Raw genomic sequence first — 23,329 nt, forward strand, 5'->3', positions numbered from 1 at the left:
CACCGAGGCGCGAACGGGAAACCGTTTTGCGACTCGAGACCCCAGAATCGCGTAATGAGTGGATTCGAACGGGAGCGCGCGGTCGACCGTCTCGAGGGGCTGGTCGACGCCGTCGAGGACGAGCGGATGCCGGTGCCAGTTCGCGAGGTGTGGGCCCTCGGCGACGTGGCGCTCGGCCTCGATCCCGTCGAGCGACTGGACGTCTACGTGACGAAGGACATCCTCCTGCGCGACGACAGCGAGCCATCAGCCTCGAGCGCGGACGGTGACGAATCGGATCCCGAGACTCAGTTTCGGAACTCCCACGGCATCGAGGGCGTCGGCAAGACCGTCCGTGCCGACTGGGCTCGCGAGTACCCCCAGCACCTGCGGGCAAACGCCAACGGTCACGCCGCCCCCGAGCAGTGTCTCGCGGCCCACCTCCTCGGGGACGACGAGCCGATCCACCTCGAGGTCTGTAACTCGTCGTTCGAGGACAACGTGACCCAGCGGCTTCGCGGGGCGCAGTTGCGCGACGATTACACGCAGTTGCTCGATCCCCGCGGCGTCTGTCTCTGGGCCGACGGCACCAGAAGCGAGGAGGCGTTCCGGAAGCTCCGCGAGAGCGAGCTCGCCCTGCCGACGCTCTCCGCGGCGCTCGAGATGCTCGGGCTGGACGGTGACGAGTCCGAAGCGGCGGCCACAGAGCTCCATGCCTGGCGCGAGCGACAGGACGGCGTGACGGTGCGCGGCGACGTGGTCTGACGTCGTCGTCCCGATACCTTACGCGTCCTGTAAATCTGAGATCGTGTCACGGGCTCGCTCGAGGCGGTCCGCGATCGTCGCGCGATCGACGTGAACGACGTCATTTTGCCGATCGTACTCGATCAGTCCGGCGTTGGCCAGCTTCGGCAGATGGACGTGATGGAGTTCCAACGCGATGGTTTGCCGGTCGGCGTCCGCCGCGACCGGCTCTGGTGCTCGTTCGACGACGTAGTCGACGAGTTCCTCGGACGAAACGCGCTCCGTCTCCGTCCGCATCGCGTACCGACAGAGGGACCGACGGGAGGGATCACTCAACGCGGTAAAAGACGAATCGATCGGGGCGGGGTCCTCGCTCTCCGCTCCGTCTTGGTCAGTCATTACCTCCCAAGTAACGGTCCCATCGGATAGGGGCGAGGCGTAAGTATTCACGGCATTTTTACGACGGTCACGATCGTTCGTCAGGATCCGGGCCGAAACTGAGAAGCGCTACTGACACGTATCAGTGATATCTCATGGCGATGCTACTTGCGACGCTCGTGATCGACTACCCTATTCTCCGAGAGACGCTGTCGCGCGCTCCGAATACGAAAGTGACGTGGGAACAGTCAGATATTACCAGAGACGAGACTCACCAGATGCTCGTCTGGGTCGACGGCGACGATGAGATGGCTGCGTTCGACGCGGGCCTCGAGGCCGATCCGACCGTCAAACCCCCCTTGCAGGTGGTCGAGTTCGACGGTCGCCGGCTCTACCAACTCGAGTTGACGGACGACGGGGAGCAGGCGAGCGTCTATCCGACTGTGATCGAAGAAGCCAGTGTCTTACGGGAGGTGACCGCGACGCACGAGGGATGGCTCTTTCGCGCCGCGTTCCCCAGTGACGAGGCGCTCGAGCGGTTTCACGCCTTCTTCGTTGATCGGGACATCGGTGTCGAACTTCAGCAGTTGCAAGACGGGAACGTGCTCACTGACGGCTCTCGCTTGCAGTACGGGGTCACGGACCGGCAGCGTGAAGCGCTCGTCGCTGCCGTCGACGCCGGCTACCTCGACATCCCGCGGTCGTGTTCGCTCGCCGAGCTCGGCGAGCGACTCGACATCTCGCCGAACGCGACCTCGGAACGGTTCCGGCGCGGCGTCGAGACGCTCATCGAGCACACGGTGTACCCGGACGGCCGGTCGCCGTAACGCGCGAGTCACTCGTCCGGTGCGATAGCAGGGGCCGATTTCGGTCCCGGGGGTTCCGGGACGAGCCACGCCGGCACCGCTCGAGTGAGGACGACCATGCCCGTCAGTTCCACGAGCGTCTGCGTGACGACGACCGCCGGTGCCAGCTCGTAGCCCGCCGGGAGCGCGAGCGCCAGCGGTAACACGACCAGCGAGTTCCGCGTCACGGCGGTGAAGACGAGCGCGCGGCTTTCACCGGTTTCCAGTCGGAGCACGCCGGCCGCGACTCGGCCGACGATCGGCATGACGACGAGGAACGCGACGTAGACCGGGACGACCGCCGCGATCCGCCCGATCGAATCCTGCACGCGGGGGAGCTGTGAGGCGATCACGACCAGCAGGGTCGCGCCCATCATCGGGACGGGAAGCCACCCCATCGCCGACTGCCATCCGCGAGCGATCTCCGAGCGCGTCGCACCCAGTTCGGTGAGCCACGCGAGCGTCAGCGGCAGGGCGATGAGAAAGAGGAACGCCTCGAGGAACGGTTCGGGATCGACGACCGTCGCGATCCGACTCCCCATGAACAGCCAGAGGTAGAGCGGCAGGAGGAGCAACTGCAGGAGCAAGAGCGCCGGCGTCGCGGCGGTGATCTGCTCGGCGTCGCCGTCGGCGAGCTCCGTAAACGGGATCACGTAGTCGATACAGGGCGTCAGCAACACCATGAACGCGCCGACGAGGACGACCGGGTCACGCGGGAGAAACCGGGTGAGCCCGTAGACGACGACCGGGACGACGAGGAAGTTCAGTCCGAGCGCCCCCGCCATGAACCGACCGTTGGTGAACGCATCGCGAAACCGGCCGAACGGGATCTCGAGGAAGGTCGCGTACAGCAACACCGCCAGAACGGGGGTGATGAGTCGCTCGAAGAGCGGCGCAGCCGACGGCTGCCCCACACCGATCCCGACGGCGAGTGCGACCGCGACCGCGTAGACGAGGAGCTGGTGGCGCTGCAACCACTCGGTGGAACGCATCATCCGACCGTTGGTGGACGGCTCGTAATAGCGCATCGGAGAAGTCAGCTGACTCGGCCGAGGCGCGGTGCGGTCGTATCGACCGAGCGAATCGGACTGCCGGGACGTGAATCAGAACCGCGGCCGTCGGCTCCGCGAGTCTCACGGAATGTCGCTCCGGCTGAACCAGAGTTGGGCCGCGATCAGGAGGCCGAGAGTCATGGCGACGAGAACCCCCGCACCGGCGAGGTCGTAGGTCCCCTCGAGCAGGATCGCGTTCGGATCGTAGTAGCGCATGGGTGCGATTGCCCCGACGGCTTCGGCGTCAGTCCCGGACAACAGCGACTCCGACAGAAACAGCGCGAAGGTAACGCCGAGGGCCACTCGCTGGGCGATCGCGGCCCGGTCGAAGACGACCGACGCGAGCAGGCCGATCCCGGCGCAGGCGAACAGATAGGGGATCGAAAGCAGGTGGACCGCGAGCACGTCCGCGACGGCGAGGGGGTGGTCGATCAGTCGCGCGCCGACGTAGACGACGATCGGTGGCAGCACGTTCGCGCCGACGATCGGAACGGCCATCGCGGCGAAGCGCTCGGCGACCACTCGAGATCGAGAGATCGGCATCGACAACAGGACGTCCATGCGACCGCGATCGACGTCGTCGGCGATCGCCCCCGCCGTGGCGTAGGCCAGATAGAGGCCGAGCAGGATGATCCACCCGAACGTGTAGAGTTCGAACGAGAGGAAGCCGCCCAGACTCGCCATCGTCTGGACGCCCATCACTTGCAGGATCGGCTCCGGATAGGCGGCCAGCAGCTGATCGAGATCGACCTCGGCCTCGAAGGACGGGTACACCCAGATGACCATCGCGGCGAGCAGGGACAACCCGATCGAGAGATAGATTCCCCCGCGAACCCGATGACGACCGTCGTATCGCGTCAGTTCAAACATCGCCGTCACCCCCGACACCGTCGTCCGCCGCGCCGGTACCGGCGGGGACTCGATCGCCAGCAGCTGAGCCGGCGTCCGTCCCCTCGTCGCCGTAAAACCGCATGAAAACCTCCTCGAGGGGCGCTTCCTCGATCGTGCAATCGAGCAGTCGGTACTCCCGAAGTCGCTCGAGCAGGGTGTTGATATCGCCGGTGAACGTGAACGCGTATTCGGTCCCGTCGCTCGATCCGGCGCTCGTTCCGGCGCTCGACCCGGCACCGCGCTCGGATTCGAGACCGTGGACGCCGTCGATCTCGAGGGCGCGACTCGGGATCGACTCCGCGGCGTGCAGGCGGACGAACTTGCCGCTCCTGTCGAGGAGCGATTCCACCGGTTCGACGGTCACGAGCCGCCCGTTCCGAATGACGCCGACGCGGTCGCACAGCTTTCGCACCTCGCTCAGGATGTGCGAGGAGAAAAACACCGTGAGCCCGCGCTCTCGTTCAGCGCGGAGGAACTTCGCAAACCGCTGTTGTAACAGGGGATCTAACCCGCTCGTCGGCTCGTCCAGGATCACCAGCTCGGGATCGTGCATGAACGTCGTCACGAGCCCCAGTTTCTGGACGTTCCCCCGGGAGTACTCCCGCACCGGCCGATCGAGCGGCGGGTCGAACAGCTCGAGCAGTTCCCCGCTGCGCTCGTCGCCCTTGATCGACGCGTGCAGCTCGAGGATCTCGCGCCCGGTCGCCGTCTCGTCGAACGCCGGGCTGTCGGGAAGGTAGCCGAGTCGCCGCTTGGCCTCGAGGAGGTCCCCCTCGTCGGTGATGTCGCGACCCAGCAGCCGCGCCGAGCCGGCGGTCGGCGAAATGAACCCCAGCAGGGTCCGGATCGTCGTCGTCTTCCCCGCACCGTTCGGGCCGAGGTAGCCGAAGATCTCCCCCCGCTCGACGTCGAACGTCACATCGTCGTTGGCGAGCACCTCCCCGTAGTCCTTCGTGAGTCCCTCGAGTTCGATTGCGGCCATACCGTCTCGGTTCGAGAGCCGTTCGTATGTATCTACAGGCCGGTCGCGCGTCTCGGATGAGACGACTCGAGCGATATCAACCGGTTCAGAACTCGGTGCAGACCGGGATCCCCATCGTCTCGTACTCGCCGAGTCGGTCCATGACGTCGGGAACGTCCTCGAGCGCGCAGGTCTCCGTGACGATCTTCCCCGGATCGATCTTCCCGCCGTCCATCATCCGGAAGATGTCGTCGTACTCGTTGGGCGGCATCCCGTAGGAGCCGTAGAACTCGCGCTCGTCGGTGACCATCGTATCGACCGGGACGGAAACGTCACCGCCCTCCTCGGACGTTGTCATCCCGATCTGGAGGTGCTGGCCGCCCTTGCAGAGCGAGTCGATCGAGTTCCGGACCGTCTCCGCGATCCCGAGCGCGTCGATCGAGACGTCCACGCCGCGGCTCATCTCGGTGAGTGACTTGACGGTCTGGGGAACGTCGTCGACGCGCTCGGAGTCGACCGTCTCGATCGCACCGAGCTCTCGAGCTAACTCGAGCTTTTCTGGGACGACGTCGATCGCGATGACGTTCGCGCCCAGCGCGCTGGCGATGTGAACCGCGGAGAGGCCGACGCCGCCGCAGCCGTGGACCGCGACCCAGTTGCCGGGGGTGACGTCCACGCGGTGGACGATTCCGTGGAACGCGGTCGCGAACCGACAGCCCAGCCCCGCGACCTCGGCGGGATCGACCGATTCGGGGACCGTCACGAGGTTCTGATCGGCGTTCCGGACGGGGTACTCCTCGGCGAACGCACCCTGCTGGAAGGGGACGAAGCCCATCGGCACCGATTTCTCGCAGATGTTCGCTCGACCCTCCCGACAGTACGGACAGGTCCCGTCACTCAGGTTGAACGGGTTCGTGACGAGGTCGCCCTCGCTAAAGCGCTCGACGCCGTCGCCGACCTCGACGACCCGGCCGACGGGCTCGTGTCCGAAGATCAGCCCTGGCGTGGGCATCAACCCGATCCAGTCCCAGTCGCCCTGCCAGGCGTGCCAGTCGCTCCGACAGATGCCGCAAGCTTCGGTTTCGACGACGACGCCGTTTTCCTCGCACTCCGGTCGATCGACGTCCCGAATCTCGAGGGGCTCGTTCGCACCCTGGAAGACTACTGCTTTCACGGCTACTCGAACGACGGCCTCTGCCATAAATATAATGATTAATAATTATATACTCTGCGAAGGCTGTCGCTGAGAGGGAGTCCGATCGCCGTTTCGGAGGCAATCCGGAGCGGATTCCGGTCGACCCTGACCGCATCGAAACCGAGTCTCGCCGGAACCGAGTTCCGCCGAAACCGGGCGTTCAGCCCATCTTCGGAACGCCGCCGAGGTTCACTTTGACCGTCTTCACCTGTGAGTAGTCCTCGAGCGCCTCCTCGGCGAGCTCTCGGCCCGTGCCGCTCTCCTTGTAGCCGCCGTGGGGTGCCGGATCGAAGAGGTCATTGTAGGTGTTGATCCAGACCGTCCCGGCTTCGAGTTCGGCCGCGAACTCGTGAGCCGTGCTCAGATCCGCCGTCCAGACACCCGCGGCGAGCCCGTACGACGTGTCGTTGGCTCGCCGGAGAACCTCGTCGCGGTCGCTCCACTCGAAGACGGAGAGGACGGGACCGAACACTTCCTCGCAGCCGACGCGGTCGTCGTCGCCCACGTCGGTGAGCACCGTCGGCTGGACGAACGGAGCCCCCTCGAGGTCGTCGTCGACCGCGGCGTTTTCGCCACCGATGTGCAGCGTCGCGCCCTCGGCGACGGCGTCGTCGACGTACTCGCGAACCGACGACTGGTGGGTGTGATCGATCATCGGCCCGACGTCGGTCGTCGGCGCGAGGGGGTCGCCGACGCCGAGGTTGTCGACGGTGCTCTCGAGCAGGTCCAGGAACTCCTCGCGGATCTCCGTGTGCAGGTACAGCCGTGACCCCGCGGTACACTGCTGTCCCGAGTTGAAGAAGATGCTCACGATCGTCCCCAGGATCGCTTGCTCGAGGTCGGCGTCCGGAAAGACGATGTTCGGACTCTTCCCGCCGAGTTCGAGCGACGTCGGCGTGATCGTCTGCGCGGCGCTCTCGAGGGTGGCGACGCCCGAGGCGTGCGAGCCGGTCAGGCTCAGTTTGTCGATATCGTCGTGCGCGGTCATCGCCGCGCCGACGTCCTCGCCGAGGCCGGTGACGACGTTGACCGTTCCCGGCGGGAGGACGCGATCGCAGACCCGCGCGACCTCGAGCGACGAGAGCGTAGCCCGCTCGGACGGTTTGAGGACGACCGCGTTGCCGGTCGCCAGCGCCGGGCCGAGCTTCCACGCGACGAACATCGCGGGGAAGTTCCACGCGGAAATCGCGCCGACGACGCCGTACGGTTCCCGGCGCGTGAAGACGTGTTTCTCGTCGCCCGTCGGCACGACCCGGCCCTCGTCGGTCGACCGCGCGAGCGCCGCGAAGTGGCGGAACTGCTCGATCAACACCTCGCAGTCGACGAACAGCGCGTGGAGGTTCGGCTTCCCCGCCTCGAGACTGTCGAGTTTCGCGATCTCCGTCTTGCGATCCTCGAGTCGGTCGGCGATCTCCGCGAGGCGGTCGGCGCGCTGTCTGGGGGAGAGCTGGCCCCAGCTTCCCTCGAACGCTGCCCGCGCGGCCTCGACGGCCCGATCGACATCCGCTGGGGAGCCGACCTGGACCGTCGCGAGCGGCTCTCCCGTGGTCGCGTCGATCGCCCGTCCCTCCTCGCCGTCGGCGGCATCGACCCATTTGCCGTCGATCAGGTGGCCGTACCGATCGCGCGAGAGGACCGTCTCCGCCGCCGAACGGTGGCGCTCGAGGACGGCGTCACCGACATCGTACCGCTCCCGATCGTAGTATTCCGTCTGCATCGCCGATCATCGCCCCTCCGTCGCGGGCCGATCGCATCGCGCTATCGTCTCGAGCGAGCGATCGCCCCGTCCCGGTCGCCCCGTCGCCTGTGAGGAAACACCACGCATGATCTCTACCGGAGCGTCGCGACCGAGACGCCTCAGCGTGACCCCTCGGAAACGCGGTCTTCTTTAAAGGTCGCCGGTCACCGGTAACCTCGAGCGAAGACGCGGACCGATCGATATCGCGGCGGCCGATCGAAACCAAAGTTGGTATGTCCGCCTCGCCTCCACACCCTAGATAAGATGGTACAGACGAGCGTTATCGGTTGTGGCAACATGGGGAGCGCCCTGATCAAGGGGCTCTGGCGGGCCGGGAACCACACGGTGACAGCGTGCGATCTCGATCCCGAGGCACTCGAGTCGGTCGCCGACTACGTCGATCGAACGACCTCGGACGTTTCGGAGGCGGCCGAGGCCGACGTCGTGATCGTCGCGGTCAAACCGGATATCGTCGGCGCGGTTCTCGAAGAGCTGGATCTCTCGCCCGAGCAGACGCTGCTCTCGATCGCCGCGGGCGTCTCCACCGACTACGTCGAAGCGCGGACCGACGCGAACGTCGTTCGGATCATGCCGAATCTCGCGGCCGAGACGGGGGACATGGCCGCCGCCGTGACCGCCGAGGGCGTCACCGACGAGGTGCGAGAACTGCTCGACGACGTCGGTGAGTTCGCCGAAATCGACGAGGCGAAGATGGACATCGCGACCGCCGTCAACGGGAGCGGCCCGGCCTTCGTCTTCTATCTCATCCAGGCGATGGCGGACGCGGGCGTCGAGGGCGGCCTCGAGCCCGACGACGCCGAGACGCTGGCCGCCCAGACGTTCAAGGGGGCCGCCGAGACCGTCCTCCGGGCCGACCGGAGCGTCGAGGAACTGATCGACGCCGTCTGTTCGCCCAACGGGACGACCATCGAGGGGATGGAAGTCCTCTGGGACAGCGACGCCGACGCCGACGTCGCCGCGGCGGTGACGGCGGCCGAAGAGCGCTCGGCTGAACTCGCGGCCGAATTCGACAGTGAGGACGATGCGTAAGGGACTCGAGGAGTCGGCCGTCGACGAGGCGCGACGGCTGGCGGCCGATGCGGACCGCGTGATCGTCAAGGCGGGGACGAACTCCCTGACCGACGCGGATTCCAATCTCGACGACGAGAAACTCGACAAGCTCGTCGACGACCTCGAGGACCTCCTCTCTCGCGACAAGGAGGTCATCCTCGTCTCGTCGGGTGCGATCGGGGCCGGTACGGGCCGGGTCGGGGCGTCGACCGGCACCGTCGAGGAGTCCCAGGCGCTGTCGACCGTCGGGCAGAGCCACCTCATGCACCGATACACCGAGAGCTTTGCGCGCTACGACCGGAAGGTCGCCCAGCTACTGCTGACCCAACACGACCTCGAGAACCCCGAGCGATTCACGAACCTCCGGAACACGATCGAGACGCTGCTCGAGTGGGGCGTCGTTCCGATCATCAACGAGAACGACGCGGTCGCGACCGAGGAGATCCGGATCGGCGACAACGACATGCTCTCGGCGGCGACGACGATCGGGATCGACGCAGACCTCCTGGTCACGCTGACCGACGTCGGCGGCGTCTACACCGGCAACCCGAAGCACGACTCCGACGCCGAACGCATCGAAGCGGTCGGCACCAACTACGACACGGTCCAGGAGATTATCTCCGAGAGCACGTCCGACGGGTTCGGCGGCATCCAGACGAAAGTCGAGGGCGCGCGCGACGTCAGCGAGCACGGAATTCCGGCCGTCATCGCGAAGTCAACCGAGCCCGACGTCCTCGCGAAGATCGCTACTGCCAAGCCCGTGGGGACCCTATTCCTTCCCATCAACGGTGTGCGCGATGACTGAGACCGACATCCAACGAGACGTCGAGCAAGCACAGACCGCGGCCCTCGAGCTCGCGAAACTGTCCGACGCGGAGCGGAGCGGGGCGCTGCACGAGATCGCCGACGCGATCGAAGCGCGAACCGACGAGATCCTCGCGGAAAACGAGAGAGACGTCGAGGAAGGCGAGCGGCTACTCGCAGAGGGCGAGTACACGCAAGCCCTCGTCGATCGACTGAAGCTCTCCGAGTCGAAGATCGAGAGCATCGCGGAGATGGTCCGCAGCGTCGCCGGGCAGGACGACCCGCTCGGAAAGACGCTCTCGGCCCGGGAACTCGACGAGGACCTCGAGCTCTACAAGGTCGCCACCCCGATCGGCGTCGTCGGGACGGTCTTCGAGTCCCGCCCCGACGCGCTCGTCCAGATCGCCGCGCTCGCACTCAGATCGGGGAACGCGGTCATTCTGAAGGGCGGAAGCGAGGCCCTGCACTCGAACCGAATCCTCTTCGAGATCATCGAAACGGCCGCGGCGTCGGCCGACGCCGACATCCCCGACGGCTGGGCGCAGCACGTCGAGGCCCGCGAGGACGTCGACGCCCTGCTCGAGATGGACGGAGCGATCGACCTCCTCATGCCCCGGGGCAGCTCCGAGTTCGTGAGCTACATCCAGAACAACACGAGCATTCCAGTGCTGGGCCACACGGAGGGAATTTGCCACGTCTACGTCGACGACGAGGCCGATCTCTCGATGGCCGAAGACATCGCCTACGACGCGAAGGTACAGTACCCCGCGGTCTGCAACGCCGTCGAGACGCTGCTGGTCCATGACGATATCGCCACGGCGTTCCTTCCCGCGATCGCGGACCGCTACGAGACCGCCGACGTCGAAATTCGGGGCGACGAGGCCACCCGCGAGATCGTCGACGTCGAGGCCGCGACCGATGCGGACTGGGACACGGAGTACGGCGACCTCATCGTCTCGATCCGGATCGTCGACTCGCTCGAGACCGCGATCGATCACATCACAACCCACGGCTCGAAGCACACCGAGTCGATCGTGACCGAGGACGAAGCGCGCGCGAGCACCTTCATGCGGAGTCTCGACTCCGCGAGCGTCTTCCACAACGCCTCGACCCGCTTCGCCGACGGCTACCGGTTCGGTCTCGGCGCCGAGGTCGGCATCAGCACGGGCAAGATCCACGCCCGCGGCCCCGTCGGCCTCGAGGGACTGACCACCTACAAGTACCACCTCGAGGGCGACGGCCAGCTCGTCGCCACCTACGCCGGCGAGGACGCGAAACCGTTCACGCACCAGAAGTTCGACGGCGAGTGGTCGCCCGGCCGCCTCTCCGACAAATAGGGTCTTCTTCCCGCGCCTACCCACGCGTGGGCGCGGATCGATACCCGTCTTCCGTCTTCTCTGCGAGATCGAGCAGAACGGCCCACTCGAGCAGCCGTTCGATCCGTTCGCGCTGCTTCTCTTCGGCGCGGATCGGACGCCGTCCACGTTCACCGGATTGTCGTCGCTCTTCGCGGACCGCTGTGGCAATCTCACTAGCGGTCAGCGAGCCGTCGGCTCGCTCGAGCGCTGAAAGCACTGCGTCGGCTCCGTCCACCCGCTCTCGAAACGCTCGACGGAGCCGGTCGGGCTCGAGCGCTGATGGGGTGTCCGAATCGGTCTCCGCACTCGAGCCTGGATCACGGCGGCGAAAGCCCGCCGGCTCCTCGGTCGCGAGCTCGAGCGCGCGCAGGAAGGTGAGCCACGTCGCCGCCTCGTCGCGCGTTTCGAGGGGCGTCTCGTCGACGAGGAGTTGACAGCAGTCGTCGGCGTCGCCGGCGGCCGCGGGGAGGGTGCGGCGGATTGTCTCGACCGCGGCGAGATCCGCGGGCGGTTCGGGGACCGGCTTGAATCGCACGGCTACAGGTCGAAGGAGTCGACGAGCAGGTCCTCGTCCGTTTCGCCGTGGACGTACGTCGGCCCGCCGATCACGTCGATCGTCACCGCCGCGGGCGCGAAGAGATCCGACGGCACCTCCGAGAAATCCCACTCGAGGTCGTCGAAGACCTCGCCGAGCGGCCGGCCGTGATCCTCGGCGGCGCTCGAGGGCACCGAGTCGAAGATATCGGCGTCCTCGCGGACCGTGAGGTGTGCGCGCCCGCCGTAGGCAATCGCGTCGTTCGTCCGCGCGATGGCCGTCCGCTCGTCACCCGCGACGGGCGCGACGGGCGCACGCCCGGTCGCGGAGACGATGTCGAGCGGGTCGTAGCCCAGTTCCGAGAGCCGGAAGGTCGCGAGTTCGGCCGCGCGGGCGGCGTTCGTAATGCTCCCCGTGAGGCTCGCGGTCGGATAAGCCAGCAGGAACACGCTGCTCGTCTCGACCTCGGCGCGCTCGGCGACGTGCTCGGCCACGGACTCGGTCGGATCCGCCTCCGTCTCGATGGCCAGCGCCGTCAGATCGAATGCGTCGGTGTAGCCGATGCGGCGGAACTCCTCCTCTTCGGCCACCAGCGCCCGAGCGGGACCGCTGCCGAGCCCCTCGAAGTCCTCGGTCAGTACCTCCCAGCCCGCCTTCTGGGAACACAGCAACGAGAGCGCCGGCTGATCCGTCGAGAGCTCGACGAAGGGGATCGACGCGTCGCCGAGCTCGCCGAGTTCGTAGCTCGGCGTCGCCATCCCCGCCGTCTGAATTTCGGTCAACAGGAGCCCGGCCTCGATACCGCCGTCGAACTCGAGGCCGAAGTCGAGTACCGTCGATTCGTTCTCGAGGTCGTAGCCCCCGATATTCAACTCCTCGGCGTAGTCGAGGGCCTCGTCGACCAACTCGATCGCCATTCGATTGAGACTTTCCATGGCACCGAATTCACCCTCCGTAGTAAAACCGTTTGCCAGTTCGTGTCTGACCGGTGTCTGACAGGACTGCCCTGTTCTGTACCTCGGATTGCGGTTCCGACAGACGGCCTCGTCTCACATCTCGCGATTTCGGGCCGGTCGCCCGAGCTGTTCTTCGACGGCCGAGACCTTCTCCGCGGCGTCGACGTCCCGCGTCCGTTTGTCGTCGATTTTCAGGACCGTGCTCACGCGGTCGGCATCGACGGCGTCGTGAGCCGCCTGCGCGGCCGCGAAGAGTTCGTCCGTCGTCTCGGCTTCGATCACCGTTCCCATCGGGTTCGTCTCGTAGGTGACGTCGTACGCCTCGAGGGCGTCGACGGCCTTCGCGACCTCGTCGGCCATGCTGTCCTCGATTACTGGTGCGACGCTCAGTAGTGCGACTACCGTCATACGGACCACTGATAGCCGGGCGGAACCTAAATACCGCGTTCGACGGATCATCTCACCGGGTTTCCGTCAACTGCTCGTGAGCGCCGAACGGATGCGGTGCTCACGGTCAGTCGGCAGTGTGTGCGGAGAAAAACGACCAGTGGGACCGGGATCGGGGCAGTGACCGCCGGCGGTCAGTTCGTGGTCGGCGTCCGGGGCGTCTCCGCGGGCGGGTAGATGATGACGTCGCCGTTCGCGTAGACGTACACCTCGTGCTCGAGGGCGGTGAACGCGACGTGGCCGCCCGCACGATCGGAGCCGTCCGCCTTCTGGCTGAAGATACGGTCGAGTGCGTCCGGGTCGACGCTATCGTACAGGGAGAATTCCCCCTGCGAGACGTCGGTGTCCGCGATCGATGCGAGCGCGTGGACGATCGTGGTGGTAATGGTGGCGGTGCCGTCGACATCGTGGTGGAAGACGTACCGATCGTTTGGCTGGTCGTACTGGAGATCGTCCGTGCCGTCTGCGGGTGAGAGTTCAGTTTGCATTGCTATATCTGATCGTTCAATCGTGTATTAGACTGTAGTTACTCATAGTATAAAAGCCACTCGTCGCCGACAATAGTATGTATATGTGAGATACCATCCTCTATTAGTATAATACGTCAAATACCACTGCTAGCGGCTGGTTGCGCGTCTCATCGCCAGCGTCACAGCGATGACACTCGCGACAATACGAGCTTTTGCAACGACAATCGATTATTTCCGGTCAAACTCGACCCCTCACTCCATAGTACAGTTCCCGTCGCGGCGATCTCGCTTCCCCGACCTCCGCGTGACGGGCCGCTTCGTCGCACTCGCCAGTGGAGGTGGTTGTTCGAACGGGGGGCTTCGATAGTCGACCCCTACAGACGTGATTCGTGTGTACTGGATCGAGCGCTCCAACCGGTTGTGAAGGCCACGAGACTCTCGGACCGATTCGGATGGCGATGGCGACTGATCGATCTGCGAACCGCTTGCCACGGCCGCCCGCGGGCTTATCCACACACGCACCCAATCCGACAATATGGCAACCGGTTCAACGGACGATTTCAGTTCGGAACTCGAGAAACTTCGCGATGACCTCCCCGCCGCCGTTGATGAGGCGGCGATCGAGCGGATGCGCGTCGTCGCGCACGCCCTCGACGAAGGGGTCCGGGTCCCGGGGACGGACTTCAAGATCGGACTCGACCCGATCGTCGGGATCCTCCCAGGGGCCGGCGATACCGCAGCAGCGGTCGTCTCGCTGTATCTCGTGGCTGAATCCGCTCGAATGGGCGTCTCCCGGTCGACGCTCGCTCGGATGCTCGCGAACGTCGGCATCGACGCCGTCATCGGCTCCGTCCCCCTTCTCGGCGTTATCTTCGACGCCTTCTGGAAGGCCAACAAGTGGAACCTGAAACTGGCCCTCACGGATCTGGCGGAGGCGAGCGGCGACTCGACGGACGAACCGGAATCGGTACTCATCGACTGAGACGGACCGCTGTCAGTCGGCGACGGCCCACCCGAAGGACGGTCGCCGTTGCGACGGGAATCCATAACGCAATCCGTCCGAGCGAATCGAACCCGTCGCACCGAAACTCTCCCATCGTGGGCAGTCCCCCTCCGTTTATACCCGTCTTCGACGTGTTAGTTCGCATGGGTGAACTCGAAACCGAAGCGGAACAGTCACGGGCGGAAATCGCCCGATACCTCCGAAACCTGGCCGATCAACTCGATAGCGGTGACGATGTAACGCTCGAACTCGGTGGCGCTACGGTCGACCTGAACCCGACGGAGACGGTCACGTTCAAGCTCGAGGGCGAATCGGACTGGTCGGAGGGGGACACCGAAGCCAAACAGAGCATCGAATTCGAACTCGTCTGGTGGCGCGACGCCCGCACGGCCGACGAGGGAACGCTCGACGTTCGAGAGTAACCCGGGGTCAGACAGACCGTTATGTTCCCGCAGATCCTCTTTCCGACCGACGGGAGTCAGGGTGCATCGAACGCGCTCGACCACCTCTTGGATATCGCCACCGCCCACGATTCGACGGTTCACATCCTCAACGTCGCGAATACGACGAAAGATAGCGTTGTCAGGGTTCAAGGTGACGTCGTCGATGTCCTCGAACGAGACGGCGAGCGGATCGTTCGAGATGCCGCTGATCGGGCACAAGAGCGCGGAGTAGCTGTCGTTACTGAGGTCCGCCAGGGCGAGCCCTACAGCACGATCGTCGACTATGCGAACTCGCGCGACATCGATCTCGTTGTCATGCCGACCCACGGACGCCGGGGCCTCGAGCGATTCCTGCTGGGGAGTACGACCGAACGCGTCGTCAGACGAGCCGATGTCCCCGTCCTAACGATCAGGCCGACCGACGACTCGGTCACCTATCCGTATCGGAACGTCCTGGTTCCGACCGACGGGAGCGACTGTGCGAGGGACGCGCTCGAGGTCGGAACCGATATCGCGAACGCGGACGGTGCAACGTTGCACCTCCTGTCGGCGATCGAGACCACGAGTCTCGGCGTCGACGTTCGGAGCGATATCCAGGCGACGATGATCGAGGATACCGCAACCGACATCCTCGAGGACGCGTCGGCGTTCGCAACCGACGCTGGCGTCGGGTCGGTGACCGAGGCGGTCGAATACGGCCCGTCGATTCCTCGAGCGATCCGCTCGTACATCGAGGATCACGACGTCGATCTCGTCGCCGTCGGCACGCACGGACGAACGGGTCTCGAGCGATACCTTCTGGGGAGCGTCACCGAGCACCTCGTACGAACGTCACCGATCCCCGTGCTGACGGTTCGCTCGGCTGCATCGGGGCAGTAGCGACTCGGCTCGAGCCGACGCGATCGATGCTCCGGAATTGGTCGTTGGAGAAGGGCGCTGGCTGGGATTTGAACAACGCGAAGACGGTCCTGCTCGCTCACTTCGTTCGCTCACAGGCTGCGACTTCTCTCGTTCAAACCCAGGACGATTTCTCTGACCACGAATACTCGCGTTGCTACGCAACGCTCGCGATGTTGTGTTCAGAGAAATGCGCTGGCTGGGATTTGAACCCAGGTTGTGACCATGGCAAGGTCACGTGATACCACTACACTACCAGCGCCCTGCTGCACTCATATCTACTGCCGGACGGATGTATAAGGGTTGCGAATCGACCCGCCTTCGGCATGCCGCAGCATGCCGATTCTCGAGTAATTACACTGATAAATCTAGCGAATATCCGGCAAATCCCTCCGGCTTGCGCGGATATCGAATGCAACCAGTTATCAAGGACGAATGTGTGTCCGTTCAGCACGAATTCGGGGGTGTGAGGCGTTCACAGCCGGGATCGAATCCGCTATTCTTTTAAGACCCTCTCCGCAATACATCGCTACAGTCTAGTGACGCGGCGTCGAAGCGTTTCGGTATGACTGTCAGCGTACTCGTGCCGTCGTCAATCTGCCGGGAAGCCGAGGACAAACGCGAGGCAACTCGCAAACTTGGATACGTCGCCCGTGCGGCGACGATCTTCCGGGCCGATCGCCTGGTCGTCTATCCCGATCGGGATGGGGAAACCGGGCGATTTGACGGCGGGTTCGTCAGCATCGTGTTGCGGTACGCCGCAACGCCCCCGTACCTCCGCAACGAGGCGTGGGGGATGCGGGACGAACTGGAGTACGCGGGCATCTTACCGCCGCTCCGCGCCATGTCACAGACCGGCTCCGAATCTACCGGTTCGGGGTCGTCAAGACAAGGAATCGTGACCGAGGTCGGACCTGAAGGGCGCGTCCGGGTCAATTGCGGACTGCAACACCCGATCTCTCTCAACGTACCGCCAAACATGGCGGTCGAAGAGGGGGAGCGCGTGACCGTCAGGATCTCTTCGCGACGACCGGTCCGGGCGAAGCTCGTCGACGATCCCCTTCCGGGGCTTTCGATCGAGCAGACGGACCTGCGGGCAGCACTCGGCCGTGAGGACGCTGGCGTTCGTATCGCGGCCTCCCGATTCGGTGAAGAACTCACCGTCGGGCGGCTCGAGACGCTGGCCGGACGCGTTCAGCGCGACGGGATGACCGTCGCCTTCGGCGCGCCCGAGAGAGGGCTGCCGGCTATCCTCGAAATCGAGGAATCCGCCGTCGGTGCTGCACAGGACGCAGCCGTCGACGGGGATAACGGAGTCGAACCCACTGCCGATCCGGGGTTCGACCTCTGGCTAAATACGGTTCCGGATCAGGGAAGCGAGGTCGTGCGAACGGAAGAAGCTCTGTTCGCCACCCTCGCGCCCCTCTCACTGAGAGAGTGATAGAATGCCACAAGCAAATACACCACGCAAAGGCTCACTCGGGTTCGGCCCACGACAGCGTGCGACCAGCGAGGTCCCACGCTTTAACTCGTGGCCGGACACTGACGGACAGCCGACGCTCCAGGGTTTCGCGGGCTACAAGGCCGGCATGACCCACGTCGTCATGGTCGACGATACAGCGAACTCGCCGACCGAAGGGATGGAAGAGACCGTCCCCGTGACGATCGTGGAGACGCCGCCGATGCGCGCCGTCGCTCTGCGAGCATACGAAGACACGCCGTACGGTATGAAGCCGATAACCGAGGTCTGGACCGACGAGTTCGTTCCCGAACTCGATCGCGTTCTCGACCTTCCCGGTGACGAGACCGACACCGGCGCGACCACGGACGAACTCCGTTCCCTCCACGAGGAGGGTCGCGTCGATGACGTTCGCGTCATCACCCACACGGTACCGGGGGAGCTGCCCTCGATGCCGAAGAAGAAACCGGACGTGATGGAAACGCGCGTCGGCGGCGGCTCCGTCGACGATCGCGTCGAGTTCGCCCTCGAGACGATCGAGAACGGCGGCGAACACGTCATGAACGACGTGTTCCGCGCCGGCGAGTACGTCGACGCGAGCGGCGTCACGAAAGGGAAAGGGACCCAGGGTCCCGTCAAGCGATGGGGCGTCCAGAAACGAAAGGGCAAGCACGCCCGGCAGGGATGGCGCCGCCGCATCGGTAACCTCGGCCCCTGGAACCCGTCCCGCGTTCGGTCGACGGTTCCCCAGCAGGGCCAGACCGGCTACCACCAGCGGACGGAACTGAACAAGCGCCTCGTCGACATCGGCGACGGCGCAGACGCGACGGTCGACGGCGGCTTCGTCAACTACGGCGAAGTCGATGGACCGCACGCGCTGATCAAGGGCTCGCTCCCCGGGCCGCAACAGCGTCTCGTACGCTTCCGCCCGGCGATCCGACCCGGAGACCAGCCGCGCCTCGATCCCGAGGTACGCTACGTCTCCACCGCATCCAACCAGGGATAACACATGGACGCAACAGTACGAAACCTGGACGGCGACGACGCGGACACGGTCGAGCTCCCGGCGGTCTTCGAGACCACGTACCGCCCGGACTTGATCGGCCGAGCCGTGCGCGCCGCGCAGGCAAACCGAAAACAGGACTACGGTGCCGACGAGTTCGCCGGCCTTCGAACGCCGGCTGAATCGTTCGGTAGCGGCCGCGGGATGGCCCACGTTCCACGACAGGAGGGGCGCGCACGCCGCGTTCCCCAGGCCGTCAAGGGACGCAAGGCGCACCCGCCGAAAGCCGAGAAGGACCAGTCCGAATCGATCAACACGAAAGCAAAGAAACTGGCCGTCCGCAGCGCGATCGCTGCGACGACCGACGCCGAACTCGTCGCCGAGCGCGGTCACGAGTTCGACGAGGATGTCGAGACTCCCGTCGTCGTCGACGACGAGTTCGAGGACCTCCACAAGACGCAGGAAGTCGTCGACTTCCTCGAGGCAGCGGGCCTCGCGGACGACATCGAACGCGCCGACGAGGGTCGCAGCGTCCGCTCCGGTCAGGGGAAAGCCCGTGGCCGCAAGTACAAGACGCCGACGTCGATCCTCTTCGTCACATCCAGCGAGACCGGCCCGTCGCGAGCGGCCCGAAACCTCGCCGGTGCAGACGTGACGACGGCAGCCGAGGTCAACGCGGAGGATCTCGCACCCGGCGCACAGCCGGGACGACTCACCGTCTGGACCGAGAGTGCACTCGAGGAGGTGGCCGACCGATGAGCTCGGCCATCGAACACCCGCTGGTCACGGAGAAGGCGATGAACGACATGGACTTCGAGAACAAGCTCCAGTTCGTCGTCAACCCGGACGCGACCAAGCCCGAGATTCGGGACGAGGTCGAAGAGCGCTTCGAGATCTCGGTCGAGAACGTCAACACGCAGGTAACGATGAAGGGTAAAAAGAAAGCGATCGTCCGCCTCGCCGAGGAGGACGACGCACAGGAAGTTGCTTCGCGAATCGGGGTGTTCTGAGAATGGGACGACGCATTCAAGGACAACGACGCGGTCGCGGGACCTCCACGTTCCGCGCCCCGTCGCACCGATACAAGGCGGACCTCGAGCACAAGAAAGAGGAAGACGACGATATCGTCCGCGGGACGGTCGTCGACATCGAACACGACCCGGCCCGCTCCGCACCAATCGCGGCCGTCGAGTTCGACGATGGCGATCAGCGCCTCATCCTCGCACCTGAAGGCATCACTGTTGGCGAGGAGCTCGCAGTCGGTGTCACGGCGGAGATCAAGCCCGGCAACACGCTCCCGCTCGCGGAGGTTCCCGAAGGAGTGCCGGTCTGTAACGTCGAATCGAACCCGGGCGACGGCGGTCGATTCGCCCGAGCCTCGGGGACCAATGCCGACCTGATCACCCACGACCGCAACGCGGCGGTCGTCCAGCTTCCCAGCGGCGAGGTCAAGCGCCTCGATCCGCAGTGTCGCGCCACTATCGGCGTCGTCGCCGGCGGTGGCCGCACGGAGAAGCCGTTCGTCAAGGCCGGCAACAAGTATCACAAGATGAAGTCCCGGGGCACCAAGTGGCCCCGCGTCCGCGGTGTCGCGATGAACGCCGTCGACCACCCCTTCGGTGGCGGCGGCCGACAGCACCCCGGCAAACCCAAGTCCGTCTCGCGGGACGCCCCGCCGGGACGGAAGGTCGGTGACATCGCGTCCCGAAGCACCGGTCGAGGTGGCAAGAAATGAGTCAGGAGTACCGAACCGGCCGCGAAGGTGAGTTTACCTACCGCGGTCACACGCTCGAGGAGCTGCAGTCGATGGAGCTCGACGAGGTTGTGGAACTGTTACCCGCACGACAGCGGCGAAGTATCGAACGCGGCCTCTCCGTCGAGAAGGAGAAGCTCCGAGAGGAGGCCAGCGAGAAGGGCGAAGAAGAGACGGCGAACGACCCGATCCGAACGCACCTGCGGGATATGCCGATCCTGCCGGAGTTCGTCGGACTGACCTTCGAGGTCTACACCGGACAGTCGTTCGAGCGCGTTCGCGTCGAACCCGAAATGATCGGCCACTACCTCGGCGAGTTCCAGCTAACGCGAACCTCCGTCGAGCACGGTCAGGCCGGTATCGGCGCGACTCGATCGTCCAAGTTCGTCCCACTGAAGTGATCCACGCATGGGAATCAATTACTCAGTCGACGCGGATCCCGACGCCACGGCGAAAGCCATGCTTCGGGAGCGTCATATGAGCAACAAGCACAGCAAGGAGGTCGCACGCCAACTCAAGGGCCAGACCGTCGGCGAGGCTCGGGCGTACCTTCAGGACGTAATCGACAAGAAGCAGTCGGTGCCGTTCAAGTCCCACAATACCGGCGCGGGTCACCGCTCCGATATCGACGGCTGGGACGCCGGCAAGTACCCCGAGAAGGTCTCCAAGGAGTTCATCGATCTGCTCGAGAACGTCGAAGCAAATGCGGATCATCAGGGCTTCGACGGCGAGTCGATGGAGATCGTCCACGTCGCCGCCCACAAGGTCGGCGAGTCCGTGGGCCGCAAGCCCCGCGCGATGGGGCGTGCCTCGGCCTGGAATACGCCACAGGTCGACGTGGAGATCGTCGTCGAAGAAGTCGAAGACGAGGAGGACGATAGCTAATGGCTGACGAACACCAATTCATCGAAAACGGCCTGCAGCGGTCCCAGATAGACGAGTTCTTCCAAGAAGAGCTCGGCCGCGCGGGCTACGGTGGTATGGACGTCGCCAAGACGCCGATGGGAACCCAGATCGTCCTCAAGGCCGAGAAGCCCGGGATGGTCATCGGCAAAGGCGGCGAGAACATCCGGAAGGTCACGACGGCTCTCGAGGAGAAGTTCAACCTCGAGGACCCCCAGATCGACGTGCAGGAGGTCGACGAACCCGACCTCAACGCACGGATCGTCGCGGACCGACTGGCCAACGCGCTCGAGCGTGGCTGGTACTTCCGGAAGGCCGGTCACACGACGATCGACCGGATCATGGACGCCGGCGCGCTCGGCGCGGAGATCGTCCTGTCGGGGAAGGTCACCGGCGCACGATCGCGCGTCGAGAAGTTCAACCGCGGTTACATCAAGCACAACGGCGAGCCCGCCGAGACGGTCGTCGACCACGGCCAGGGCGTCGCGGTCATGAAACTCGGCACTATCGGCGTTGATGTCAAGATCATTCCGCCGGGAGCCGAGCTTCCCGACGACTTCCAGGTCAGCGAGGACATGGATCCGGAAGAGGTCGTTCCGGACGCCGTCGAAGTCAACGCGGAAGGCGGCGTCGAGGAACTCCTCGAGGGCGAACCCGAGGCGGCCGAGGCCGCCGAAGGCGATGCCGAAGCTGCTGCTGACGAAGCCGTCGAAACCGACGAAGCCGACCTCGACGAAGACGTCGTCGAGGAAGTCATCGAAGAAGAGGTCGAGGCTGACGCCGACGAGGAGTTCGACGAAGTCGAAGTCCCCGGCGATGAAGACGTCGACGAAGAGCTCGAGGAGCTCGAGGAAGACGTCGAAGCGGAAGCCGAAGAGCTCGTCGAAGAGATGGACGAGGAGTCGGAAAGCCCCTCGGACGATGCGGACGAAGCAGATACCGACGAAGCGGACCCAGACGAGGGAGGTGACGCCTGATGGCGATCCTCCGCGTCGAAGAGATCCGCGACATGACTCCCGCCGAGCGGGAGGAAGAACTCGAGGAACTCGAGACGGAACTGCTGAACCAGAAGTCCGTTCTCGCCGCCGGTGGTGCCCCGGAGAATCCGGGTCGCATCGGCGAACTCGGTCGCACCGTCGCGCGGATCAAGACGATCCAGCGTGAGGAAGGCGACCTCGCAGACGAAGAATAAGAAACAACACAATGGCACTGACACCCGAGACCCTGCCGCGACACGAACTCAACGGGCTCCCCGTGCGAGTCGTCGAGAGCGACGACTCCTCGCGGGTCGGCCTCGAGGGACGAGTCGTCATCGAGACGACCAAGACCCTCTCGATAGAAGTTCGCGCCGACGGCGAGTCCCGGGTCGTTATGGTGCCGAAGTCGGGCTCGACGTTCGAGTTTGCGATCACAGATGACGCCGCCGATCTCGCGAAGGGATCGGGGACTGCGTCCAAACTGGCCGACACTGAACCCGCCGAGGGATCCGAGGAACGATCCTCACCCGCTGCGGACTGCGCTGGCGAGGATGTAGCCTACGTTACGGTCGATGGATCGCGGTTGCTCTCACGGCCCGCCCGACGCACGGAAACGAATGGTGACTCACCATGGCAATAGGACTAGACGTTGAAACCCCTCCGGAACCGAACAATCCGGAGGAATACGACTACGAGAAGTGTCCGTTCTACGGCGACCTCTCCGTTCGAGGACAGATCCTCGAGGGAACGGTCGTCTCGACGGACATGGACAAGACCGTAGTCGTCGAGCGAGAGTACGATGTGGCGGTCCCGAAGTACGACCGACACATGAAACGACGCTCGCGCATCCCGGCACACGTACCGGGCGTGCTCGAGCCGCTCTCGGTCGGTGACACGGTCAAGATCGCAGAGACCCGACCACTGTCGAAGACGAAATCGCACGTGGTCGTCGAAGTAACCGCCGAAGCGACCGCGGAGGACCTCGCCGAACTCACGAGCCAGGCCGAGCCTGAGCCGGAGCTGTCGGACGAGGACTTCGCGACGGACGAAGACGAGGGTGACGAGTGATGGAGGCGATGAAAGCCGACGTCACGCAGGGCCTCAAGAAGGGATCCCTGATCACGTGTGCCGACAACACCGGCGCACGTGAGCTGAAGGTCATCAGCGTCGCGGGCTACCACGGCACCAAGAACCGCCAGCCGAAGGCGGGGATCGGTGACAAGGTGACCGTCTCGGTCACCAAGGGTACCCCGGAGATGCGCCGACAGGTCCTCGAGGCCGTCGTCGTTCGCCAGCGGAAGTCGATCCGCCGGCCGGACGGCACGCGGCTCAAGTTCGAGGACAACGCGGCGGTCATCATCGACGAGAACGAGGAGCCCCGCGGCACGGAGATCAAGGGCCCCATCGCCCGCGAAGTCGCGGAACGCTTCGGAGCAATCGCCAGCACGGCGACGATGATCGTATAGA

General features: G+C 64.9%; 30 protein-coding genes and 1 tRNA gene. 20 read left to right on the forward strand and 11 right to left on the reverse strand.

The features are described from left to right. Positions 1 to 54 precede the first annotated feature (54 nt). Complete coding sequence (locus tag CP556_RS11850) at positions 55 to 744, forward strand: DUF7095 family protein (RefSeq protein WP_098725809.1); 690 nt, start codon at positions 55 to 57, stop codon at positions 742 to 744. Between the two features lie 18 nt (positions 745 to 762). Here the strand turns inward: CP556_RS11850 and CP556_RS11855 are convergent, their stop codons facing one another. Next, entirely contained in the window at positions 763 to 1,122 is a 360-nt protein-coding gene (locus CP556_RS11855) for a DUF7344 domain-containing protein (RefSeq protein ID WP_098725810.1), read from the reverse strand. Between the two features lie 140 nt (positions 1,123 to 1,262). On the opposite strand from CP556_RS11855, the gene CP556_RS11860 reads away from it, so the two are divergent. After that, a complete protein-coding gene (locus tag CP556_RS11860; protein ID WP_098727385.1) occupies positions 1,263 to 1,928 on the forward strand; it encodes a helix-turn-helix domain-containing protein in 666 nt (221 codons plus the stop codon). Between the two features lie 8 nt (positions 1,929 to 1,936). Here the strand turns inward: CP556_RS11860 and CP556_RS11865 are convergent, their stop codons facing one another. From CP556_RS11865 to CP556_RS11885, 5 genes are all read right to left on the reverse strand, one after another. Further along, a complete protein-coding gene (locus tag CP556_RS11865; protein ID WP_098727386.1) occupies positions 1,937 to 2,938 on the reverse strand; it encodes an arsenic resistance protein in 1,002 nt (333 codons plus the stop codon). Between the two features lie 141 nt (positions 2,939 to 3,079). Beyond that, positions 3,080 to 3,868 (reverse strand): ABC transporter permease, encoded by a 789-nt coding sequence (locus CP556_RS11870; protein WP_098727387.1) that lies wholly within the window; start codon positions 3,866 to 3,868, stop codon positions 3,080 to 3,082. Next, the gene (locus tag CP556_RS11875) at positions 3,861 to 4,871 is read right to left on the reverse strand and encodes an ABC transporter ATP-binding protein (protein WP_098725811.1); all 1,011 of its coding nucleotides are present in this window, start codon (positions 4,869 to 4,871) and stop codon (positions 3,861 to 3,863) included. The genes CP556_RS11870 and CP556_RS11875 overlap by 8 nt, the downstream gene beginning before the upstream one ends. 85 nt (positions 4,872 to 4,956) lie before the next feature. Further along, on the reverse strand, positions 4,957 to 6,024 hold the full coding sequence (locus CP556_RS11880) for a zinc-dependent alcohol dehydrogenase family protein (protein WP_098727388.1): 1,068 nt from the start codon (positions 6,022 to 6,024) through the stop codon (positions 4,957 to 4,959). A 181-nt stretch (positions 6,025 to 6,205) separates the two neighbouring features. Further along, entirely contained in the window at positions 6,206 to 7,762 is a 1,557-nt protein-coding gene (locus tag CP556_RS11885; protein WP_098725812.1) for an aldehyde dehydrogenase family protein, read from the reverse strand. 285 nt (positions 7,763 to 8,047) lie between these two features. Between CP556_RS11885 and proC the strand changes: the two genes are divergently transcribed. The 3 genes from proC to CP556_RS11900 are packed head-to-tail and all read left to right on the forward strand — an operon-like array spanning position 8,048 to position 10,995. After that, a complete protein-coding gene (proC, locus tag CP556_RS11890) occupies positions 8,048 to 8,833 on the forward strand; it encodes a pyrroline-5-carboxylate reductase (protein WP_098725813.1) in 786 nt (261 codons plus the stop codon). After that, complete coding sequence (gene proB / locus CP556_RS11895; RefSeq protein ID WP_098725814.1) at positions 8,826 to 9,659, forward strand: glutamate 5-kinase; 834 nt, start codon at positions 8,826 to 8,828, stop codon at positions 9,657 to 9,659. Before proC ends, proB begins: the two co-directional genes overlap by 8 nt. After that, the gene (locus tag CP556_RS11900; protein ID WP_098725815.1) at positions 9,652 to 10,995 is read left to right on the forward strand and encodes a glutamate-5-semialdehyde dehydrogenase; all 1,344 of its coding nucleotides are present in this window, start codon (positions 9,652 to 9,654) and stop codon (positions 10,993 to 10,995) included. Before proB ends, CP556_RS11900 begins: the two co-directional genes overlap by 8 nt. A 16-nt stretch (positions 10,996 to 11,011) precedes the next feature. On the opposite strand, the gene CP556_RS11905 is transcribed toward CP556_RS11900, so the two are convergent. The 4 genes from CP556_RS11905 to CP556_RS11920 form a co-directional block, all read right to left on the reverse strand. Next, on the reverse strand, positions 11,012 to 11,551 hold the full coding sequence (locus CP556_RS11905; protein WP_098725816.1) for a double winged helix-containing putative transcriptional regulator: 540 nt from the start codon (positions 11,549 to 11,551) through the stop codon (positions 11,012 to 11,014). A gap of 2 nt (positions 11,552 to 11,553) precedes the next feature. Next, positions 11,554 to 12,486: a methenyltetrahydromethanopterin cyclohydrolase gene (gene mch / locus CP556_RS11910; RefSeq protein WP_098725817.1), complete on the reverse strand. Its 933-nt coding sequence runs from the start codon at positions 12,484 to 12,486 to the stop codon at positions 11,554 to 11,556. A gap of 114 nt (positions 12,487 to 12,600) precedes the next feature. Further along, a complete protein-coding gene (locus tag CP556_RS11915) occupies positions 12,601 to 12,915 on the reverse strand; it encodes an MTH1187 family thiamine-binding protein (protein WP_098725818.1) in 315 nt (104 codons plus the stop codon). Positions 12,916 to 13,088: 173 nt separating this feature from the next. Further along, complete coding sequence (locus CP556_RS11920; RefSeq protein ID WP_098725819.1) at positions 13,089 to 13,442, reverse strand: HalOD1 output domain-containing protein; 354 nt, start codon at positions 13,440 to 13,442, stop codon at positions 13,089 to 13,091. Between the two features lie 517 nt (positions 13,443 to 13,959). Here CP556_RS11920 and CP556_RS11925 point away from each other — a divergent pair. From CP556_RS11925 to CP556_RS11935, 3 genes are all read left to right on the forward strand, one after another. Then, positions 13,960 to 14,406, forward strand: a complete 447-nt coding sequence (locus CP556_RS11925) for a DUF4112 domain-containing protein (protein WP_098725820.1) — start codon at positions 13,960 to 13,962, stop codon at positions 14,404 to 14,406. 164 nt (positions 14,407 to 14,570) lie between these two features. Continuing rightward, the gene (locus CP556_RS11930; protein WP_098725821.1) at positions 14,571 to 14,849 is read left to right on the forward strand and encodes an amphi-Trp domain-containing protein; all 279 of its coding nucleotides are present in this window, start codon (positions 14,571 to 14,573) and stop codon (positions 14,847 to 14,849) included. A gap of 21 nt (positions 14,850 to 14,870) precedes the next feature. Further along, positions 14,871 to 15,749, forward strand: coding sequence for a universal stress protein (locus CP556_RS11935; RefSeq protein WP_098725822.1), 879 nt, complete (start codon positions 14,871 to 14,873; stop codon positions 15,747 to 15,749). A gap of 209 nt (positions 15,750 to 15,958) precedes the next feature. Here the strand turns inward: CP556_RS11935 and CP556_RS11940 are convergent. Then, a tRNA-Gly gene (locus CP556_RS11940) sits at positions 15,959 to 16,029 on the reverse strand. Between the two features lie 303 nt (positions 16,030 to 16,332). On the opposite strand from CP556_RS11940, the gene CP556_RS11945 reads away from it, so the two are divergent. The 12 genes from CP556_RS11945 to CP556_RS12000 are packed head-to-tail and all read left to right on the forward strand — an operon-like array spanning position 16,333 to position 23,328. Beyond that, positions 16,333 to 17,208: a putative RNA uridine N3 methyltransferase gene (locus CP556_RS11945; RefSeq protein ID WP_098725823.1), complete on the forward strand. Its 876-nt coding sequence runs from the start codon at positions 16,333 to 16,335 to the stop codon at positions 17,206 to 17,208. Between the two features lie 4 nt (positions 17,209 to 17,212). Next, positions 17,213 to 18,232 (forward strand): 50S ribosomal protein L3, encoded by a 1,020-nt coding sequence (locus CP556_RS11950; RefSeq protein WP_098725824.1) that lies wholly within the window; start codon positions 17,213 to 17,215, stop codon positions 18,230 to 18,232. Positions 18,233 to 18,235: 3 nt separating this feature from the next. Then, the gene (rpl4p, locus tag CP556_RS11955) at positions 18,236 to 18,988 is read left to right on the forward strand and encodes a 50S ribosomal protein L4 (RefSeq protein WP_098725825.1); all 753 of its coding nucleotides are present in this window, start codon (positions 18,236 to 18,238) and stop codon (positions 18,986 to 18,988) included. Beyond that, positions 18,985 to 19,239, forward strand: coding sequence for a 50S ribosomal protein L23 (locus tag CP556_RS11960; RefSeq protein ID WP_098725826.1), 255 nt, complete (start codon positions 18,985 to 18,987; stop codon positions 19,237 to 19,239). Before rpl4p ends, CP556_RS11960 begins: the two co-directional genes overlap by 4 nt. Before the next feature lie 2 nt (positions 19,240 to 19,241). After that, on the forward strand, positions 19,242 to 19,964 hold the full coding sequence (locus CP556_RS11965) for a 50S ribosomal protein L2 (protein ID WP_098725827.1): 723 nt from the start codon (positions 19,242 to 19,244) through the stop codon (positions 19,962 to 19,964). Next, a complete protein-coding gene (locus CP556_RS11970) occupies positions 19,961 to 20,383 on the forward strand; it encodes a 30S ribosomal protein S19 (protein WP_098725828.1) in 423 nt (140 codons plus the stop codon). The genes CP556_RS11965 and CP556_RS11970 overlap by 4 nt, the downstream gene beginning before the upstream one ends. A 7-nt stretch (positions 20,384 to 20,390) precedes the next feature. Then, positions 20,391 to 20,867 carry a 50S ribosomal protein L22 gene (locus CP556_RS11975; RefSeq protein WP_098725829.1) on the forward strand — a complete coding sequence of 159 codons (477 nt, stop codon included), beginning with the start codon at positions 20,391 to 20,393 and terminating at the stop codon, positions 20,865 to 20,867. Further along, positions 20,867 to 21,862 carry a 30S ribosomal protein S3 gene (locus CP556_RS11980; protein WP_098725830.1) on the forward strand — a complete coding sequence of 332 codons (996 nt, stop codon included), beginning with the start codon at positions 20,867 to 20,869 and terminating at the stop codon, positions 21,860 to 21,862. The genes CP556_RS11975 and CP556_RS11980 overlap by 1 nt, the downstream gene beginning before the upstream one ends. Further along, positions 21,862 to 22,077, forward strand: coding sequence for a 50S ribosomal protein L29 (gene rpmC / locus CP556_RS11985; protein ID WP_098725831.1), 216 nt, complete (start codon positions 21,862 to 21,864; stop codon positions 22,075 to 22,077). The genes CP556_RS11980 and rpmC overlap by 1 nt, the downstream gene beginning before the upstream one ends. An 11-nt stretch (positions 22,078 to 22,088) precedes the next feature. After that, the gene (locus CP556_RS11990; protein ID WP_098725832.1) at positions 22,089 to 22,502 is read left to right on the forward strand and encodes a ribonuclease P protein component 1; all 414 of its coding nucleotides are present in this window, start codon (positions 22,089 to 22,091) and stop codon (positions 22,500 to 22,502) included. Continuing rightward, the gene (locus tag CP556_RS11995) at positions 22,493 to 22,930 is read left to right on the forward strand and encodes a 30S ribosomal protein S17 (protein WP_098725833.1); all 438 of its coding nucleotides are present in this window, start codon (positions 22,493 to 22,495) and stop codon (positions 22,928 to 22,930) included. The genes CP556_RS11990 and CP556_RS11995 overlap by 10 nt, the downstream gene beginning before the upstream one ends. Continuing rightward, positions 22,930 to 23,328 (forward strand): 50S ribosomal protein L14, encoded by a 399-nt coding sequence (locus tag CP556_RS12000; protein ID WP_006430978.1) that lies wholly within the window; start codon positions 22,930 to 22,932, stop codon positions 23,326 to 23,328. The genes CP556_RS11995 and CP556_RS12000 overlap by 1 nt, the downstream gene beginning before the upstream one ends. Position 23,329 lies beyond the last annotated feature (1 nt).

The sequence above is a fragment of the Natrinema sp. CBA1119 genome, assembly GCF_002572525.1.
In the GTDB taxonomy this organism is placed as follows: Archaea; Halobacteriota; Halobacteria; order Halobacteriales; family Natrialbaceae; genus Natrinema.